Origin of the sequence: Bacillus sp. T17B1, assembly GCF_026796395.1 — a bacterium.
Lineage (GTDB): Bacteria > Bacillota > Bacilli > Bacillales > Bacillaceae > Bacillus > Bacillus spizizenii_A.
This window is the reverse complement of record NZ_JALAYA010000001.1, coordinates 40,104-59,179: the sequence shown is the minus strand read 5'-3', so window position 1 is coordinate 59,179 and position 19,076 is coordinate 40,104. Positions and strand designations below refer to the sequence as shown.

Below are 19,076 nucleotides of genomic sequence, written 5' to 3'. Positions count from 1 at the left end.
TCCTTGTACCGGTTTTTTTTTCTGTGCTCGCCCACTCATATTTTCCCCAATTCATACATACACCTTTAGTGACATCTAATTTTAAGGATTAGATGAAAGGAGGATATGAACTTGCCGCAAAATCATCGATTGCAATTTTCTGTAGAAGAATCGATCTGTTTCCAAAAAGGACAGGAAGTTTCTGAACTGCTTTCTATTTCATTAGATCCTGACATTAGGGTTCAGGAAGTAAATGATTATGTATCAATCAGAGGATCGCTTGAACTAACAGGTGAGTACAACATAGATCAAAACAAACATACCGATGAGTTTTATACTGATAAGCGGTTTGTTGAAGAAGTCAGAAAGAGAGAGGATGGAAGCGCAGAACTGACTCACTGTTTTCCTGTGGATATTACCATTCCGAAAAATAAAGTGAGCCATTTACAGGATGTCTTCGTCTTTATTGACGCATTTGACTATCAATTAACGGATTCTCGCATTTTAACGATTCAAGCTGATTTAGCGATCGAAGGGCTTTTAGATGATACGGCAGACAAAGAGCCAGAGATTCCTTTATATGAGTCTCCTGCGGCATTCATAGGGGAAGGGGAAGAGGTTTCAGAGCCGCCGATACAAAGTGCAGTAGAAACGGGTTCATCTTCGGGAGCGGAAGCAGTTTTGCAGGATGAAACGCCAGCCCAACCGCCAGAACTTTTTGTATCGAAAGCGGGGCTCCGTGAAGAAATGGAAATAGAAAAAGAAGAATCTGTGCCGCCGGAATCAGTCGCTTCAGGATCGAAGGCGCGAAAAGATGTGAAAGAGGAAACCGAGCCGCCAGAGCTTCTAGTGCAGGAAGCAAAGAGTCGTGAAGAATCGGAAACAGAAGAAGCTGAGCCAGAAGCTTATGCTTCAGAAATAGGAATTCAAGAGATCGTTAAAGCAGAAAATGAAACGCCAGAGCCAGTATCTGCAATAGCAGATGTTCGTGAAGAAGCGGACCCTCCAGCGGAGGATAATCTTCGTAAAGATTCTGGAGCAGAAGGATCGCCTGCTTTGGAAGCTGAACCATATGCAGAGACTGTGATATCAGAGGGAGAAGTAGAAACTCCTGGGTCTCCTATTCTTGAATCTGCGTTCCGCCAAGAGGTTCCAAATGAGGAAGCGGGTCAACCGGAACGAGCGAAGCATGAATACCGTCAAAAAGAGAAAGAAGCAGCTCAGCCGGAGTACTCTGAGCCCGCACTCTGTCAAGAAGAGGAAGAAAAGGCTCAACCGGAGCACGCTGATCCTGGATTCCGTCAAGAGGTGGAAGAAGCGCCTCAACCGGAGCATGCTGAGCCTGCACTACGTCATGAAGAGAAAGTAACAGCTCAACCAGAACATGCTGAAACCGCGCTTCGTCAAGCAGCGGAAGAAGCTCTCGAGGCTGAATCTCAGGCTGACCTCTCCATAGAAGAAAGCAAAGAGAAGATAACAGCCTCAGCTCCATATATGGAGAATGGCGAAACCGCTTTACAGCTTCATTTCAAGCAAAAAGCAAGCTCGGAAGAGGCACCTCAAGAAGAGTCTGCACCGGCATATCGCACCTTCCTGCCCGAACATGAAGAGGAGGATTCTTTTTATTCAGCGCCTAAGCTGCTGGAAGAGGAAGAAAAAGAGGAAGAAAGCTTTGAAATTGAAGTGAGAAAAATACCACCGGCTGAAGAGCCTGAGGAAGAAACAGCTCTTCAATCCTTCCAGCTGCCTGATAACTCAGAGACTGAAAGGAAGGAAGCGAATGCTGTTCCTAGGGTTGCTCCTGCTGCTGAAACGAAGGAACCTCAAACAAAGGAAAGTGATAATTCTCTTTATTTAACAAAACTTTTTACGAGAGAAGAGGATGAGTTTTCGAGAATGAAAATATGCATTGTCCAGCAGGAAGATACGATCGAACGTTTATGCGAACGGTATGAAATCACATCCCAGCAGCTGATCAGAATGAATTCTTTAGCCATAGACGATGAACTGAAAGCAGGACAGATCCTCTATATTCCTCAATATAACAACAGCCATGCATAAGCCGTAATCGATCGGAAAATGTGGTGAATGGAATGGAAGATACCCAATCGGTTCTTCAGAAATACGGACTGACTGCTCAGTTTATTGAGCCTGTCAGTCCTCGTGTGTGGAAAGTGTATACAGACTATGGCGCATTTGCCCTGAAAAAATTGAAATCAGCTCGCAGCAAACAGTTTACAGACCATATGGTGGCGATTGAGGAAAAAGGTTTTCGTTCATTTGTTCCCGTTTACAGAACAAATAGCGGTGAGTTTTTCTCAGAAGGTATACAATCCGGAGATTCCTATTATTTAATGCCTTGGCTTCAATTTGACCAGGAGGAAGAACAGGATCAGAAACATGCTTATTTATTTAGAGAAACAGCCCGCCTACATGAGAGAACCGCGCAGGAAATAAAGATCAGACGTGATGATATTGAACGTTATTTCGGACAAACGAAAAAAAAGTGGGAACATGATAAAATTTTTTATGAACAGTTTGTAGACAGAGCGGAGAAGGAATGGTACCTCTCCCCTTTTGAACTTCAGGCCGTAACCTATTTTTCAGAAACCATTTCGGCGGTGAATTTTGCGCTGGAGCGGTTGGAGGATTGGTATGAGTCAGCAAAAGAGAAGAATGACTCAAGGGTTGTGATGAACCACGGCAGCCTGTCCATTCACCATTTTCTGTATAATGATACAGGGACCGGGTATTTCACAAACTTCGAAAGAGCGTCTGTCGGCCCGCCGCAAAACGACTTACTCGGCTTTTATACAAAAATGTTCAGAGGCATTCCGAAAGCTTGTCCGGAATGCGTTGAATGGTTTTATGCATACACGAAATTATTCCCTTTACGTGAAGCGGAAGTCAGTCTTTTTCTCAGCTATATGGCATTTCCGGCATCCATGTACAAGGTGCTGAACCGTTATCAAACCGGGGAAAGACAGCATGAAAAAAATGAATGTACGCAATTATTAAAGGCCTATTGGCAAATGAAAAATATAGAGCCGTTTGTGATGAAAATTCATCAGACTGAACAAGAGAAAAAATTCCAGGCTGAAAACGAGTCCACGTCTTAATGGCGCGGACTTGTTTGTTTATATCCATTCTAAATGAAGAGCGCAAGCCAATAAGATTAGGATTGCGAGCAGCAAAACATCAAAGGTTGTTGGGAAGAAAATGGTTCTGATTCCTTGGAAAATTGTAATGGGAATAATCACTTGTGCGGATACAAGCCGAATTTGCCTAACCCACGGCGGTAGCGAATAAGAGCTGAAACGTTTCTTCACGGTGCATCCTCCTCTGCGCATTTACAAGCATCATATGTAAACTTGGGCAATAGGTGCCTGCCTATCAGTATAGAAAGTGGCGTTTTTGGAAAAGATGATTGACGAATCAAAAACACTTTTACTATAATAAAGAACATAAATAAAGTATATAATGAGCTGATAAATACACCTGCTTAGAACGGGAAGAGTACAAAAAAGGCGCATGCAGAGAGAGAAGCCGTTTGCTGAAAGGCTTCTTATGTTGTCTGATTGGAAGGTCGCCCGGGAGCATAATTTCTTGAAAGAAGAGTAGAGAAATTCGGGAAACACCCGTTATCCGTTATAAGTGCATGAACTGATAAAGTTCATGAAAAAAGGTGGTACCGCGAAAGAGCTTTTCGTCCTTTTACAGGGATGAAGAGCTCTTTTTTCGTTCTCAGCCATTTTTAAACATGTTGGAGGGTTATGATGGAGACGAATGAACAAACAATGCCGACGAAATACGATCCGGCAGCTGTTGAGAAAGACCGATATGATTTTTGGCTAAAAGGCAAATTTTTTGAAGCGGGCAATGACCAGACAAAAGAGCCGTATTCTGTTGTTATTCCGCCGCCAAACGTAACAGGAAGACTTCACCTTGGACACGCGTGGGACACAACGCTGCAAGACATTGTAACAAGAATGAAACGCATGCAGGGCTATGATGTGCTGTGGCTTCCGGGTATGGACCACGCCGGCATTGCGACACAGGCTAAAGTGGAAGCGAAACTTCGTGAAGAAGGCAAATCCCGCTATGATCTTGGCCGCGAGAAATTCCTCGAAGAAACGTGGAAGTGGAAGGAAGAGTATGCTGACTTTATTCGCAGCCAGTGGGCGAAATTAGGGCTTGGCCTTGATTATTCCCGTGAACGTTTTACGCTGGATGAGGGCTTAAGCAAAGCGGTTCGCGAAGTATTCGTTAAGCTTTATGAAAAAGGCCTGATTTACAGAGGGGAATATATTATTAACTGGGACCCTGCGACAAAAACAGCACTATCCGACATTGAGGTCATTTACAAGGATGTTCAAGGCGCGTTCTATCATATGAGCTATCCGCTCGCTGACGGTTCAGGTTCAATTGAAATTGCAACGACACGTCCTGAAACGATGCTCGGTGATACAGCGGTTGCCGTTCATCCTGAAGATGAGCGCTACAAGCATCTTATCGGAAAAACGGTGATCCTGCCGATTGTAAATCGTGAAATTCCGATTGTCGGTGATGACTACGTTGATATGGAATTTGGTTCAGGTGCGGTGAAAATTACGCCTGCTCATGATCCAAACGACTTTGAACTTGGCAACCGCCATAACTTAGAACGCATTCTTGTCATGAATGAAGATGGCACAATGAACGAAAATGCACTGCAATATCAAGGCATGGATCGCTTTGAATGCCGCAAAAAGCTTGTTAAAGATCTACAGGAAGCAGGTGTTCTCTTCAAAATCGAGGATCATATGCATTCTGTCGGGCATAGTGAACGAAGCGGGGCTGTAGTTGAGCCTTATCTTTCTACCCAATGGTTTGTGCGCATGCAGCCGCTTGCTGATGAAGCGATTGAGTTGCAAAAGAAAGAAGAAAAAGTCAACTTTGTGCCTGACCGTTTTGAAAAAACGTATTTACACTGGATGGAAAACATCCGCGACTGGTGTATTTCACGTCAGTTGTGGTGGGGCCACCGTATTCCTGCTTGGTATCATAAAGAAACAGGTGAGCTATATGTCGGGCTTGAAGCGCCTGAGGACAGCGAAAATTGGGAGCAGGATACAGACGTACTGGATACATGGTTCAGTTCTGCGCTCTGGCCTTTCTCCACTATGGGCTGGCCTGATGTAACGGCTGAAGACTTTAAACGCTACTATCCGACAGACGTTCTCGTGACAGGGTACGACATCATTTTCTTCTGGGTGTCACGCATGATTTTCCAAGGCATTGAATTTACAGGCGAGCGCCCGTTCAAAGATGTTTTAATCCATGGCTTAATCCGTGACGAGCAAGGCCGAAAAATGAGTAAATCTCTTGGAAACGGTGTTGATCCGATGGATGTCATTGACAAGTACGGAGCCGATTCTCTGCGTTATTTCCTTGCGACTGGAAGCTCTCCTGGCCAAGATCTGCGCTTCAGCTATGAAAAAGTGGAATCGACTTGGAATTTCGCCAATAAAATTTGGAATGCCTCCCGTTTTGCATTAATGAACATGGACGGCATGACCTACGATGAGCTTGATCTGTCGGGCGAAAAGTCAGTAGCTGACAAGTGGATTTTAACGCGATTAAATGAAACGATTGAGCATGTGACTCAGCTTGCTGATCGATATGAATTTGGTGAAGTCGGACGTCATTTATATAACTTTATTTGGGATGATTTCTGTGACTGGTATATTGAAATGGCGAAGCTTCCGCTTTACGGAGAAGACGAAGCGGCTAAGAAAACAACTCGTTCCATCCTTGCTTACGTACTGGATCAAACGATGCGCCTGCTTCATCCGTTTATGCCATTCTTAACGGAGGAAATTTGGCAGCACCTTCCTCATCAAGGGGAATCGATTACAGTAAGCCAATGGCCTGTTGTAGTACCGGAGCATAACGATACTGAAGCGGCAGCTGACATGAAGCTTCTTGTTGAGCTGATCCGTTCTGTGCGTAATATCCGCAGTGAAGTCAATACGCCAATGAGCAAGCAGGTTGAACTGTATATTAAAACAAGCACAGACGAAATAGCAGACCGTCTCGAAGCGAACCGCTCATATGTTGAACGCTTTACGAATCCGAGTGTGCTAAAAATCGGCACGGGTATCGAGGCTGTTGATAAAGCGATGACGGCTGTTGTCTCAGGGGCAGAGGTTATTCTTCCGCTTGAAGGCTTAATTAATATTGATGAAGAAATTGCCCGCCTGCAAAAAGAATTCGATAAGCTGACGAAAGAAGTCGAGCGCGTCCAAAAGAAACTTGGAAATGAAGGATTTATGAAAAAAGCGCCTGCGCACGTAATTGATGAAGAACGTGAAAAAGAAAAAGATTATGTGGCAAAGCGTGACGCTGTTCAAAAACGAATGGCTGAGCTAAAGGGCTAATGAAAAGCCGGGGCGGTTTCCAGAGAAACCGCCTTGTCTTATAAAAGAGGGGATTATCATTGTTTACTGCATATGAAGAAGCGCGCAGCTGGATTCACGGGCGGCTAAAATTCGGAGTCAAGCCCGGACTCGGCCGAATGGAGCAGCTGATGGCGCGGTTAGGGCATCCTGAAAAGAAAATCAGTGCGTTCCACGTCGCAGGAACAAACGGTAAAGGATCAACTGTCGCTTTTATCCGTTCTATGGTGCAAGAAGCCGGATATACGGTTGGAACGTTTACATCACCTTATATCATTACGTTTAATGAACGGATCAGCGTTAATGGGACACCGATTTCAGATGAGGAATGGACAGCACTCGTCAATCAGATTAAACCGCACGTTGAAGCGCTTGATCAAACGGAATACGGACAGCCGACAGAATTTGAAATTATGACGGCGTGTGCATTTTTATATTTTGCAGAGTTTCATAAGGTCGACTTTGTTATTTTTGAAACAGGTCTGGGGGGGAGATTTGACTCTACGAATGTAGTTGAACCGCTTTTAACTGTAATCACAAGCATCGGACACGACCATATGAACATCTTGGGAAACACCATTGAAGAAATTGCTGGGGAAAAGGCCGGAATTATTAAAGAAGGTATACCGATGGTTACAGCTGTTACTCAGCCGGAAGCCTTACAGGTTATTCGTCATGAAGCTGAACGACATGCTGCGCCGTTCCAGTCATTACATGATACATGTGTTATTTTCAATGAAGAGGCTCTGCCTGCGGGAGAACAGTTTTCATTCAAAACGGCTGAGAAGTGTTATGAAGATATTCGGATCTCTCTGATTGGCACACATCAAAGGCAAAATGCGGCTTTGTCCATTTTGGCTGCTGAGTGGCTTAATAGAGAGAACATTGCAAGTATCAATGATGAGGCGTTAAGAAGCGGGCTTGTAAAGGCTGCTTGGCCGGGGCGGTTAGAGCTTGTTCAGGAACATCCGCCGGTATACTTAGATGGTGCGCATAACGAAGAAGGCGTTGAAAAGCTGGTGGAAACGATGAAGCAGCGTTTTCCTGATTCCCGCATTTCTGTAGTGTTTAGCGCGTTAAAGGACAAACCGTTTCACGATATGATAAAAAGATTGGAAACCATAGCCCATGCGATTCATTTTGCTTCTTTTGATTTCCCGCGTGCTTCTCTCGCAAAAGATCTATATGATGCAAGTGAAATCAGCAATAAAAGCTGGAGTGAAGATCCGGGTGATGTGCTCGAATTCATAGAAAACAAAAAGGATTCAAATGAAATTGTGCTGATTACTGGATCACTTTATTTTATCTCTGACATTCGTAAAAGGTTGAAATAAACGCGTCAAACCCCGGCAGTATCGAAAATGAAATTCTGCCGGGGTTTTTATGTGTAAAATTGAATATTCCCAATTAGAGTTCAGCCCGCTCACTTTGCTACAATCCATACCAGTATCTTGTAAAGGTGTGTTGTCTATGCTTTTCATTCTTTTTCTCCTCGGGCTGATCCTTGGTTCATTTTATTATACGGCCGGGTGCCGTATCCCCGTACATATATCCATTATCAAGCCCCGTTCGGCATGTTCGTTTTGCCAGCGGACATTAACCGCGGCAGAATTAATTCCCATCCTGTCATTCCTTTTCCAAAAGGGCAAATGTAAAAGCTGCGGACATAGAATTTCTTTTATGTATCCCGCGGCCGAGCTTGTGACAGCTTGTTTATTTGCCGCTGCAGGAATACGCTTTGGCTCATCTCCGGAACTATTTCCTGCTGTGGTGTTTATTTCTCTTCTCATCATTGTTGCAGTGACAGATATTCATTTTATGCTGATTCCAAATCGAATCTTGATTTTCTTTCTTCCCTTTTTGGCGGCAGCAAGATTGATTTCTCCGCTTGATTCCTGGTATACCAGTCTGTTAGGTGCAGTTGCCGGATTTCTTTTCCTGGCCTTAATTGCCGCAATCACCCATGGAGGAATAGGGGGAGGAGATATTAAACTATTTGCAGTGATTGGCTATATGCTTGGTGTGAAAATGCTGGCAGCTGCCTTTTTCTTTTCTGTTTTGATAGGTGCATTGTATGGAGCGGCAGCTGTTCTGACTGGAAGACTCGCCAAAAGGCAGCCGCTTCCCTTTGCCCCCGCAATTGCGGCTGGGAGCATTTTAGCATATTTATACGGTGACTCTATTATTTCTTTTTATATGAAAATGGCATTGGTTTGACCGCTGAAAAATTTGACGAACGGTTTTTGGACAAGACGACAAAAGTCTTGTTCTTTTTTTTTTTGCCTGTGCTAAAGTGTGTAGCATGAAAAGCTGACAAGAACGGTCAAGCAAATGAAGGGAGGAAGCGGAATTGAAAAAAAGGAAGAATAAAAAAAACAGTAAAGCCGCAGAAAAAGCCCTCAAGGTGACGATTAATGGAAAAGAAGAGACGGTTTACGAACAAGAAACGCCTGAGACTGAAACGGATAAAAATATGACATTTTCAAATTGGGAGGAAAAGAGAAAGGCAGAACAGGAGGTCGCAGCATCCCATGAACATCCCGATGAAGATGAATTTAACTGGGATTCAGAAGAGGACAAGGTGTTTAAAGAGGATCCAAAAGTCGTTCCGCCTTATCAAAAGAAAAAAACAAAGCTGTATGCAAAAGGAAAGGCCGGGGCGGCCAAGCCGGTAAAAAGAGTGGCGGCGACGATTGCCTTTGCAGCTGTCATAGGCACCGGATTAGGCTTATTCGCGTTGAACATCTCGGGCAATAAAGAAGCATCTGCACCAGCCTCTTTAGATGAATCCCTGGGCAGTCAAACGGCAAAAGCCGGAGATACTTCTGCTGATAAACAAAGCTCAGGTGCAGAAAAACAGGCGGCACCAGCTCAAGGTACATACAAAACGTACGCTGTACAAGCCGGAAAATTCTCAAATGAAAAGGGTGCCGAAACGTTAACAGAACAACTGGCTGAAAAAGGTTATTCCGCCGTGTCACTGTCAAAGGATGACGGGTATACGTATGTCATCGCAGGCTTAGCCAGTGATAAGGATGTGTCACAGCAGCTAGGGCAGCTTTTAATCGACAGCGATTTTGAAGCCTGGGGTGGCAAGGAGCTTTCCTTATCAATAGAGTCAGATATGACAGATTCCTTCAAGGAAACAGCGGAGCTTGCAGCAAAGGCGATTCTCGGCGAAGATATTACAAAAGCGAGTGTAGAGAAAATAGAAAAGTCGCTTGGTAAAACAGAAGCATCAGGAGAGAAAAAAGCGATTTTGCAGGCATTAAAGGAATTAGAGGACCCAAATGCTGAAGCCGGATGGAAGGCTCAGCAGCAGCTGTTAGCTGTCATTAAATAAGAGGAAGTGCCTGAGCCTTGTCCTTTAGTGACAGGCTTTTTTTCAATTTGTCATGAAAAAGTTATTTTTCTGAAATTGTGACGAGCCTCTTGATTTGGTAGGATAAACGAGTATCTTTTTTTCTTAAGCAAACCCTGAAAGGATGACGAACATGACTAAGCCACTAATACTTGCATCACAATCTCCGCGCAGGAAAGAACTCCTCGATCTTCTCCAGCTGCCCTACTCTATTATTGTCAGTGAAGTAGAGGAAAAATTAAATCGAAACTTTTCACCTGAAGAAAACGTCCAATGGTTGGCAAAACAAAAAGCTAAGGCTGTAGCTGATCTCCACCCGCATGCAATCGTTATCGGCGCTGATACAATGGTATGCCTGGACGGAGAATGCCTTGGTAAACCGAAAGATCAAGAAGAAGCTGCTTCTATGCTGCGGAGGCTTTCAGGCCGAAGTCATTCAGTGGTTACCGCGGTCAGCATACAAGCCGAAAATCACAGCGAGACTTTTTATGATAAGACCGAAGTTACGTTTTGGCCCCTCAATGAAGAAGAGATTTGGACTTATATAGAAACAAAAGAGCCGATGGATAAAGCAGGTGCATACGGCATCCAAGGAAGAGGCGCGCTTTTTGTAAAGAAAATAGACGGAGATTATTATTCAGTCATGGGCCTTCCTATATCAAAAACGATGAGAGTTCTTCGCCATTTTAATATAAAGGCATGACGGTTCTATAAACGGGAAGGGAAAGAAAAGGAGTGCTTGATCATACACGATCTGCCATTAAAACTCAGAGATTTCCCAACGAAAGAAAAGCCAAGAGAAAGGCTCCTGAAAGTCGGAGCCGAGAACTTAGCGACTCATGAACTATTGGCTATATTGTTACGGACAGGAACGAAACACGAATCTGTTATGGATCTGTCAAACCGGTTGCTGCGCTCTTTTGACGGACTTCGATTGCTGAAAGAAGCATCGGTTGAAGAGCTGTCAAGCATCCGGGGAATCGGTATGGTAAAAGCGGTCCAAATACTGGCGGCAGTTGAGCTTGGAAGCCGTATTCATAATTTAGCCAACGAAGAACATTTCGTCATTCGCTCCCCGGAAGACGGCGCAAATCTTGTCATGGAAGATATGCGCTTTTTAACCCAGGAGCATTTTGTCTGTTTATACTTAAATACAAAAAACCAAGTCATCCATAAACGCACCGTATTTATCGGAAGTCTGAATTCATCTATTGTCCATCCGCGAGAGGTGTTTAAAGAAGCGTTTAAACGATCTGCCGCTTCCTTTATCTGTGTTCATAATCATCCTTCTGGAGATCCGACGCCGAGCAGGGAAGATATTGAAGTGACAAGACGGCTGTTTGAATGCGGAAACCTGATTGGCATCGAGCTGCTTGACCATTTGGTGATCGGGGACAAAAAATTTGTGAGTTTAAAGGAAAAAGGATATTTGTAACACTTTTTTTTTCGTCGAATTAAGCTATAATAGAGTTTATGAGTTTTTCCCTTTAGGGTATTTTTGCTTTAAGAAAGGAAGATACATACATATGTTTGGAATTGGTGCAAGAGACCTTGGTATAGATCTTGGAACTGCGAATACGCTTGTTTTTGTAAAAGGAAAAGGAATTGTTGTGAGAGAGCCGTCAGTTGTTGCTTTGCAAACGGATACGAAGTCGATTGTTGCTGTCGGAAATGATGCGAAAAATATGATCGGACGGACACCGGGCAACGTGGTGGCACTTCGCCCGATGAAAGACGGCGTTATCGCTGATTATGAAACAACGGCGACGATGATGAAATATTACATCAATCAGGCCATTAAAAATAAAGGCATGTTTGCCAGAAAACCATATGTGATGGTTTGTGTGCCTTCAGGCATTACGGCTGTTGAGGAACGCGCTGTCATTGATGCGACAAGACAGGCAGGGGCGCGTGACGCGTATCCGATTGAAGAGCCATTTGCCGCAGCAATCGGAGCCAATCTGCCAGTTTGGGAACCGACTGGAAGCATGGTTGTCGATATCGGAGGCGGTACGACAGAGGTTGCGATTATTTCACTCGGAGGCATTGTAACATCTCAATCGATCCGTGTAGCTGGTGATGAGATGGATGATGCGATTATCAACTACATCAGAAAAACGTACAATCTGATGATTGGTGACCGTACGGCTGAAGCGATTAAAATGGAGATCGGATCTGCAGAAGCTCCTGAAGAAGCTGATAAAATGGAAATCCGCGGACGTGATTTACTGACAGGTCTGCCGAAAACAATCGAAATTACAGGAAAAGAAATTTCTAACGCTCTGCGCGACACTGTATCTACAATTGTCGAAGCAGTGAAGAGCACACTTGAAAAAACACCGCCTGAGCTTGCAGCTGATATTATGGACAGAGGTATTGTGTTAACCGGCGGCGGCGCGCTTCTTCGCAATTTGGATAAAGTCATCAGTGAAGAAACGAAAATGCCGGTCCTTATCGCCGAAGACCCGCTTGATTGTGTAGCGATCGGAACAGGGAAAGCACTGGAGCACATCCATCTTTTCAAAGGGAAAACTAGATAATCGGGAGTTCAATAGAAGAGGTGTAACACGATGCCGAATAAACGGTTAATGCTATTACTTCTGTGTATTATCATATTGGTGGCTATGATTGGATTTTCGCTGAAGGGCGACCGCAATACCACCTGGCCTGAGAAAGTGATCGGCGATACGACGGGAGTATTTCAAAATATTTTTCATACGCCTGCCGAATTTTTTGCAGGCATATTTGAGAACATGAATGATTTAAAAAACACATATAAAGAAAACGAGCGTCTGAGAGAAAAGCTTGACGGACAGACACAATATGAAGCCAAGCTTCAAGAACTTGAAGAAGAAAACAAATCCTTGCGTGACGAGCTTGGTCATGTTAAATCGATTAAAGATTACAAGCCGATTTTAGCGACAGTCATTGCCAGAAGCCCAGATCATTGGGCGAAACAGGTCAAGATCAATAAGGGAACACAGCAAAATGTAGCGAAAGATATGGCTGTAACAAACGAAAAAGGCGCATTAATCGGCAAGATTAAAAGTTCCGGACTTAATAATTTTACGTCTACTGTACAACTTTTAAGTGATACTGACCGCAATAACAGAGTCGCGACAAAAATTTCCGGAAAAAAAGGCAGCAAAGGCTACGGATTGATCGAAGGCTATGACAGAGACAAAAAACGCCTTAAGATGTCAATTATTGAGCGCAAGGATAAACAAGACGTGAAAAAAGGTGATCTTATTGAAACGTCAGGCACAGGCGGCGTTTTCCCAGAGGGGCTGACAATCGGTGAAGTGACTGATATCGAGTCAGATTCCTATGGATTAACGAAAGTTGCGTATGTAAAACCTGCTGCTGACCTTACCGATTTAAATAATGTGATTGTTGTTAACCGTGATATGCCGACTGTCGATACAGAGGAGGAAGGATCGTGAAGCGTTTCCTTCTCCCTTTCGTTATGATGCTTGTTTTTTCTGCGGAAAGCATTTTTACGGATCTGGTGCATTTTCCGTTCGTTACTGATGATCAGGTGCTTGCCCCGCGTTTTCTGATGCTTGTTTTGATATTTATGTCGGCTTTCATCAACCAAAAACACGCGATGATTTACGGATTTATTTTTGGTTTTCTATATGACATGAACTATACAAGTCTATTAGGCGTTTATATGTTTGGTTTTGCAGGCTTATGCTATTTGGCTTCAAAAGCGTTTAAAGTGCTGCATACAAACGCATTTGTGGTGATATTAATAGCAGTTCTCGCTGTCAGCGTGCTCGAATTTTACGTATTCGGCATTCAGTCGTTGATCCATAAAGACATCATGACGTTTAACGGGTTTGTGCTTGACCGGTTTATACCGACAATTTTATTAAATATTGTAGCCGCTCTTATTCTGGTTCTGCCATTTAGATTGTTTTTTATGAGTCTAAAGAAAGAATTGAGAGATGAGTAAAAAGGATTTTATCTTTTTTTGACGAAATGAGTATGTTGTTGAGGTGAATATTGTGAAGACCAAAAAGCAGCAATATATAACAATAAAAGGAACAAAGAATGGATTAACATTGCATCTGGATGATGCGTGTTCTTTTGATGAGCTTCTCGATGGTCTTCAGAATATGCTGTCAATCGAACAATATACGGATGGCAAAGGCCAGAAAATCAGCGTTCATGTTAAGCTGGGAAATCGCTTTTTATATAAGGAGCAAGAGGAACAGCTGACCGAATTGATTGCGTCAAAGAAAGATTTGTTTGTTCATTCTATTGACAGTGAAGTCATTACTAAAAAAGAAGCACAGCGTATGAAAGAGGAAGCTGAAGTTATTTCTGTTTCAAAAATTGTCCGTTCAGGCCAAGTGCTGCAGGTGAAAGGCGACTTGCTCCTGATCGGTGACGTGAATCCCGGCGGAACAGTCATGGCCGGAGGGAACATTTTTGTTCTGGGCTCACTGAAAGGAATCGCGCACGCCGGATTCAACGGAAATAATCAAGCGGTTATTGCCGCCTCTGAAATGCTGCCGACACAATTGAGAATCAATCACGTGTTAAATCGCTCCCCAGACCACATTCAAAAAGGGAACGAAATGGAATGTGCTTATTTAGATACAGACGGAAATATGGTCATTGAACGCCTTCAACAATTGGCTCATTTAAGACCTGATCTAACAAGGCTTGAGGGAGGAATGTGAATTGGGTGAGGCTATCGTAATAACTTCGGGAAAAGGCGGAGTAGGTAAAACGACAACATCTGCTAACCTCGGTACCGCCTTAGCCATTTTAGGGAAGCGTGTATGTTTATTAGATACTGATATAGGACTGCGCAACCTTGATGTAGTAATGGGTCTTGAAAATAGAATTATTTACGATCTTGTAGACGTTGTAGAGGGAAGATGCAAAATGCATCAGGCGCTCGTAAAAGACAAACGTTTCGACGATCTGCTCTATTTAATGCCCGCTGCTCAAACGAGTGATAAGACAGCCGTTGTTCCTGAACAAATTAAAAATATGGTCCAAGAGCTCAAACAGGAATTTGACTATGTCATCATAGACTGCCCTGCAGGAATTGAGCAAGGATACAAAAATGCCGTTTCCGGAGCTGATAAAGCGATTGTGGTCACAACGCCTGAAATCTCTGCTGTTCGTGATGCTGACCGTATTATAGGACTGCTGGAGCAAGAGGAAAATATTGAACCGCCGCGGCTCGTTGTAAACAGAATCAGAAATCACCTGATGAAAAACGGTGACACGATGGATATCGACGAAATTGTACAGCATTTGTCGATTGATTTGCTCGGAATCGTGGCTGACGATGATGAAGTCATTAAAGCTTCAAACCATGGCGAACCGATTGCAATGGACCCGAAAAACCGCGCTTCCATCGCATATCGCAATATTGCCCGCCGCATCTTAGGTGAATCGGTTCCTTTACAATTGCTTGAAGAGCAAAACAAAGGAATGATGGCTAAGATTAAATCATTTTTCGGAGTAAGGTCTTAATGTTGATAGAATCAAAGAGAAGAATCTGACAAAGCAATTGCTGTGTCAGGTTTTTTTTGTCTGCTTTGTTCCTGACTAAATCGAATATTTGCCATGGACAAGACATATGATGTACAAACCCAACGAATGCAAAGGATGATGGCAATGAGTCACAGAGCAGATGAAATCAGAAAACGATTAGAGAAAAGAAGAAAACAGCTTTCCGGCTCAAAACGTTACTCTCAGACGGTTTCTGAAAAGCAGAAACCCCCGTCTTGGGTAATGGTAACGGACCAGGAAAAGCACGGAACTCTTCCGGTCTATGAAGATAACATTCCAACATTCAACGGAAAACACCCTTTGGTTAAAACAGATTCAATTATCCTGAAATGTCTTCTGTCGGCCTGCCTTGTTCTTGTTTCCGCCATAGCCTATAAAACAAACATTGGGCCTGTCAGCCAGATAAAACCCGTTGTTGCCAAAACCTTCGAAACTGAATTTCAATTTGCCTCAGCAAGCCATTGGTTTGAAACGAAATTTGGCAATCCGCTCGCTTTTCTGGCTCCTGAACATAAAAATAAGGAAAAGCAGGTTGAAGTGGGCCAAGACCTGGTCGCGCCTGCATCCGGGAAAGTGCAGCAGGATTTTCAAGACAACGGGGAAGGGATTAAAGTTGAAACAAGCAGCGATACAATTGATAGCATAAAAGAAGGCTATGTAGTTGAAGTCAGCAAAGACAGCCAGACGGGATTGACAGTTAAGGTGCAGCATGCTGACAATACGTACAGTATTTATGGCGAGCTTAGAGATGTGGATGTTGCTTTATATGATTTTGTAGATAAAGGAAAAAAGCTCGGCTCAATTAAACTTGATGATCATAATAAAGGGGTCTATTATTTTGCCATGAAAGACGGCGATAAATATATTGATCCGATTCAGGTGATTTCATTTGAATAAATGGCTTGACCTTATCTTGAAGATTCATGTGCATCCTTTTCTTTGGATTATCGCCGCGCTCGGGCTGCTCACAGGCCATATAAAAGCATTATTATGTCTGCTCCTGATTGTACTGGTCCATGAGCTGGGGCATGCTGCTCTGGCCGTGTTTTTTTCCTGGAGAATCAAGCGTGTTTTTTTGCTTCCGTTTGGCGGAACGGTGGAAGTGGAAGAACACGGGAATCGGCCGTTAAAGGAAGAGTTTGCGGTGATTATTGCCGGCCCTCTTCAGCACATCTGGCTTCAGCTTGCTGCCTGGATGCTAGCAGAACTCTCAGTGATTCATCAGCACACCTTTGAACTCTTCACCTTTTATAATCTCTCTATTTTATTTGTGAATCTGCTGCCGATCTGGCCGCTTGATGGCGGAAAACTGTTGTTTTTGCTGTTTTCCAAGCAGTTGCCTTTTCAAAAGGCTCACCGGCTGAATTTAAAAACGTCGCTCTGCTTCTGCATGCTGCTCGGGTGCTGGGTTCTATTTGTAATTCCTCTGCAAATCAGCGCATGGGTTTTGTTTGTCTTTCTGGCTGTTTCTTTGTTTGAGGAATACAGGCAAAGACATTATATTCATGTGAGATTTCTCCTTGAAAGGTATTACGGAAAAAACCGTGAACTTGAAGAACTGCTGCCGTTGACAGTAAAGGCAGAGGATAAAGTCTATCATGTGATGGCCGAGTTCAAACGCGGCTGCAAACACCCGATTATTATAGAGAAATCAGGCGAAAAGCTCAGCCAGCTTGACGAGAATGAAGTGCTCCATGCTTACTTTGCCGATAAGCGGACGAATTCCTCCATGGAGGAGTTGCTGCTTCCTTATTAAAATCGATTGACAAACGCCTTGTATTCTGATATATTTTTTAATGTTATGGATGTAGCACCATTGCTACAACCGCTCAGTACAGGTGTTAAGAGCTTTTACAGCCCCCTGGTATCTGGCGAGTCTTAGTCTAATAGGAGGTGCAGAGAATGTACGCAATCATTAAAACAGGCGGTAAACAAATCAAAGTTGAAGAAGGCCAAACTGTTTTCATCGAAAAACTTGCTGCTGAAGCAGGTGAAACAGTTACTTTTGAAGACGTTTTGTTTGTTGGCGGAGACAACGTGAAAGTCGGCAACCCTACAGTTGAAGGCGCAACAGTAACGGCTAAAGTTGAAAAACAAGGCCGCGCGAAAAAAATCACTGTTTTCAGATACAAAGCAAAGAAAAACGTTCATAAAAAACAAGGTCATCGTCAGCCTTACACTAAAGTGACGATCGAAAAAATCAACGCGTAAGCATGATTCAGGCAACAATCAGAAGGTCTCATGATAAAGGCATATTGTCTTTTGAAATGACGGGCCATGCGAATTTTGCTGAACATGGACAAGATCTTGTTTGTGCCGGAGTAACAGCCGTTGTGTTTGGAGCCGTTAACGCCGTTATTGTGCTCGCAGGCTTCGAGCCGCTTCTTGATATAGGGGAGGACGGAGGTTATTTTTACTTCGAATTTCCTGAATCTCTTGATCCGGAGGCGCGTCAAAAAGCTCAGCTGCTGATTGAAGGCATGATTGTTTCGCTTGAGACAATTGAACGGGATTACAAAGATAACTTGCGTGTGACCACAAACATAATATAGGAGGTGAGCTACATGCTTAGATTAGATCTTCAGTTTTTCGCTTCTAAAAAAGGAGTAGGTTCTACAAAGAACGGACGTGACTCTGAGGCTAAACGTTTAGGTGCTAAACGTGCTGACGGTCAATTCGTAACAGGCGGTTCTATCCTTTACCGTCAACGCGGAACAAAAATTTACCCAGGTGAAAACGTGGGCCGCGGCGGAGATGACACTCTATTTGCGAAAATCGACGGAACTGTTAAATTCGAACGTTTTGGTCGTGACCGCAAAAAAGTGAGCGTATATCCTGTAGCTCAATAATGATTCAAAAACTCCGGTCGATGATGACTGGAGTTTTTTTTGCAATATGCGGAGTAAACATCAAGAATGAAATGCAGAGTATGTGCGAGCAGACCCCGCCAAGAATGAGAATAAACATCTCAAACCCACTGGATATGTTCCCCAAGCAGTAATACATAAAATGTTCTGCCTGGCTGCAAATCAACCATAGTCAGAAAAAAGGAACATGATATTTCTGGGAAAAACAATTGTTTTTCTAACAAAGCCTTCTCTGTTATAATTCATAATACACACTTATACAGACTCCTAAATAAGAAATTAAATGATTGGGAGTGCGAAAATGAAGGATGTTTCACAAAATCAAGAAGAAAATATAAGCGACACGGCATTAACAAACGAACTGATTCATCTGCTCGGCCATTCCCGGCATGACTGGATGAATAAGCTGCAGCTGATTAAAGGAAACTTAAGTTTGCAGAAGTATGACCGCGTCTTTGAAATGATTGATGAAATGGTTATAGACGCAAAGCACGAATCAAAGCTCTCAAACCTGAAAACACCGCATTTGGCGTTTGATTTTCTAACGTTTAATTGGAAAACCCATTATATGACGCTTGAATATGAAGTTCTTGGAGAAATTAAGGATTTGTCGGCTTATGATCAAAAGCTGGCGAAACTGATGAGAAAGCTGTTTTATCTGTTTGATCAAGCAGTCAGCAGAGAAAGCGAAAATCATTTAACCGTTTCGCTGCAAACGGATCATCCTGACAGACAGCTGATTCTGTACCTTGATTTTCACGGCGCCTTTGCCGATCCATCTGCTTTTGATAATATTCGTCAGAATGGATATGAGGACGTTGATATCATGCGTTTTGAAATCACAAGTCACGAATGTCTGATTGAAATTGGGTTGGACTAGCGGAGTTTTTAACG

21 protein-coding genes and 2 other annotated features are annotated in these 19,076 nt (G+C 43.4%); of the genes, 19 read left to right on the top strand and 2 right to left on the bottom strand.

What is annotated here, in order from left to right; all coding sequences use genetic code 11:
* The first annotated feature begins 111 nt into the window (after positions 1–111).
* Together MOF34_RS00305 and cotN are read left to right on the top strand one after the other, a co-directional pair.
* Positions 112–2,040, top strand: coding sequence for a LysM peptidoglycan-binding domain-containing protein (locus MOF34_RS00305; RefSeq protein WP_268397836.1), 1,929 nt, complete (start codon positions 112–114; stop codon positions 2,038–2,040).
* A 32-nt stretch (positions 2,041–2,072) separates the two neighbouring features.
* The gene (gene cotN, locus MOF34_RS00300) at positions 2,073–3,098 is read left to right on the top strand and encodes a spore coat protein CotN (protein ID WP_268397834.1); all 1,026 of its coding nucleotides are present in this window, start codon (positions 2,073–2,075) and stop codon (positions 3,096–3,098) included.
* Between the two features lie 18 nt (positions 3,099–3,116).
* On the opposite strand, the gene MOF34_RS00295 is transcribed toward cotN, so the two are convergent.
* Positions 3,117–3,308, bottom strand: a complete 192-nt coding sequence (locus MOF34_RS00295) for a hypothetical protein (RefSeq protein WP_024122364.1) — start codon at positions 3,306–3,308, stop codon at positions 3,117–3,119.
* Positions 3,309–3,473: 165 nt separating this feature from the next.
* Positions 3,474–3,696, top strand: a binding site (T-box leader).
* A gap of 59 nt (positions 3,697–3,755) precedes the next feature.
* Between MOF34_RS00295 and valS the strand changes: the two genes are divergently transcribed.
* The 16 genes from valS (at position 3,756) to rpmA (ending at position 18,164) form a co-directional block, all read left to right on the top strand.
* Complete coding sequence (gene valS / locus MOF34_RS00290; RefSeq protein WP_268397832.1) at positions 3,756–6,398, top strand: valine--tRNA ligase; 2,643 nt, start codon at positions 3,756–3,758, stop codon at positions 6,396–6,398.
* Positions 6,399–6,457: 59 nt separating this feature from the next.
* Positions 6,458–7,750, top strand: a complete 1,293-nt coding sequence (locus MOF34_RS00285) for a bifunctional folylpolyglutamate synthase/dihydrofolate synthase (RefSeq protein ID WP_268397830.1) — start codon at positions 6,458–6,460, stop codon at positions 7,748–7,750.
* A 136-nt stretch (positions 7,751–7,886) separates the two neighbouring features.
* Positions 7,887–8,633, top strand: a complete 747-nt coding sequence (locus MOF34_RS00280) for a prepilin peptidase (RefSeq protein WP_268397829.1) — start codon at positions 7,887–7,889, stop codon at positions 8,631–8,633.
* Between the two features lie 133 nt (positions 8,634–8,766).
* Entirely contained in the window at positions 8,767–9,759 is a 993-nt protein-coding gene (locus tag MOF34_RS00275; RefSeq protein WP_268397827.1) for an SPOR domain-containing protein, read from the top strand.
* Positions 9,760–9,910: 151 nt separating this feature from the next.
* Positions 9,911–10,480 carry a Maf family nucleotide pyrophosphatase gene (locus tag MOF34_RS00270; RefSeq protein ID WP_019715261.1) on the top strand — a complete coding sequence of 190 codons (570 nt, stop codon included), beginning with the start codon at positions 9,911–9,913 and terminating at the stop codon, positions 10,478–10,480.
* 36 nt (positions 10,481–10,516) lie between these two features.
* Positions 10,517–11,212 (top strand): RadC family protein, encoded by a 696-nt coding sequence (gene radC / locus MOF34_RS00265; protein WP_019715260.1) that lies wholly within the window; start codon positions 10,517–10,519, stop codon positions 11,210–11,212.
* Positions 11,213–11,303: 91 nt separating this feature from the next.
* The gene (gene mreB, locus MOF34_RS00260) at positions 11,304–12,317 is read left to right on the top strand and encodes a cell shape-determining protein MreB (RefSeq protein WP_019715259.1); all 1,014 of its coding nucleotides are present in this window, start codon (positions 11,304–11,306) and stop codon (positions 12,315–12,317) included.
* Positions 12,318–12,347: 30 nt separating this feature from the next.
* Positions 12,348–13,220, top strand: a complete 873-nt coding sequence (gene mreC, locus MOF34_RS00255) for a rod shape-determining protein MreC (protein ID WP_019715258.1) — start codon at positions 12,348–12,350, stop codon at positions 13,218–13,220.
* Positions 13,217–13,735 (top strand): rod shape-determining protein MreD, encoded by a 519-nt coding sequence (gene mreD, locus MOF34_RS00250; protein ID WP_019715257.1) that lies wholly within the window; start codon positions 13,217–13,219, stop codon positions 13,733–13,735. The genes mreC and mreD overlap by 4 nt, the downstream gene beginning before the upstream one ends.
* 52 nt (positions 13,736–13,787) lie before the next feature.
* The gene (gene minC, locus MOF34_RS00245) at positions 13,788–14,468 is read left to right on the top strand and encodes a septum site-determining protein MinC (RefSeq protein ID WP_268397823.1); all 681 of its coding nucleotides are present in this window, start codon (positions 13,788–13,790) and stop codon (positions 14,466–14,468) included.
* Between the two features lies 1 nt (position 14,469).
* Complete coding sequence (minD, locus tag MOF34_RS00240) at positions 14,470–15,276, top strand: septum site-determining protein MinD (protein WP_268397822.1); 807 nt, start codon at positions 14,470–14,472, stop codon at positions 15,274–15,276.
* Between the two features lie 144 nt (positions 15,277–15,420).
* On the top strand, positions 15,421–16,212 hold the full coding sequence (spoIVFA, locus tag MOF34_RS00235) for a stage IV sporulation protein SpoIVFA (RefSeq protein ID WP_268397820.1): 792 nt from the start codon (positions 15,421–15,423) through the stop codon (positions 16,210–16,212).
* Positions 16,205–17,071: a stage IV sporulation intramembrane metalloprotease SpoIVFB gene (gene spoIVFB / locus MOF34_RS00230; protein ID WP_268397819.1), complete on the top strand. Its 867-nt coding sequence runs from the start codon at positions 16,205–16,207 to the stop codon at positions 17,069–17,071. The genes spoIVFA and spoIVFB overlap by 8 nt, the downstream gene beginning before the upstream one ends.
* A gap of 57 nt (positions 17,072–17,128) precedes the next feature.
* Positions 17,129–17,204, top strand: a sequence feature (ribosomal protein L21 leader region).
* Positions 17,205–17,217: 13 nt separating this feature from the next.
* On the top strand, positions 17,218–17,526 hold the full coding sequence (gene rplU, locus MOF34_RS00225) for a 50S ribosomal protein L21 (RefSeq protein WP_019715252.1): 309 nt from the start codon (positions 17,218–17,220) through the stop codon (positions 17,524–17,526).
* Positions 17,527–17,528: 2 nt separating this feature from the next.
* On the top strand, positions 17,529–17,867 hold the full coding sequence (locus tag MOF34_RS00220) for a ribosomal-processing cysteine protease Prp (RefSeq protein ID WP_003229669.1): 339 nt from the start codon (positions 17,529–17,531) through the stop codon (positions 17,865–17,867).
* A gap of 12 nt (positions 17,868–17,879) precedes the next feature.
* Positions 17,880–18,164: a 50S ribosomal protein L27 gene (rpmA, locus tag MOF34_RS00215; protein ID WP_003222623.1), complete on the top strand. Its 285-nt coding sequence runs from the start codon at positions 17,880–17,882 to the stop codon at positions 18,162–18,164.
* A 119-nt stretch (positions 18,165–18,283) separates the two neighbouring features.
* On the opposite strand, the gene MOF34_RS00210 is transcribed toward rpmA, so the two are convergent.
* The gene (locus tag MOF34_RS00210) at positions 18,284–18,406 is read right to left on the bottom strand and encodes a hypothetical protein (RefSeq protein WP_138921989.1); all 123 of its coding nucleotides are present in this window, start codon (positions 18,404–18,406) and stop codon (positions 18,284–18,286) included.
* A gap of 77 nt (positions 18,407–18,483) precedes the next feature.
* Here MOF34_RS00210 and spo0B point away from each other — a divergent pair, with 77 nt between their 5' ends.
* A complete protein-coding gene (gene spo0B / locus MOF34_RS00205; RefSeq protein WP_268397815.1) occupies positions 18,484–19,062 on the top strand; it encodes a sporulation initiation phosphotransferase Sop0B in 579 nt (192 codons plus the stop codon).
* Positions 19,063–19,076 lie beyond the last annotated feature (14 nt).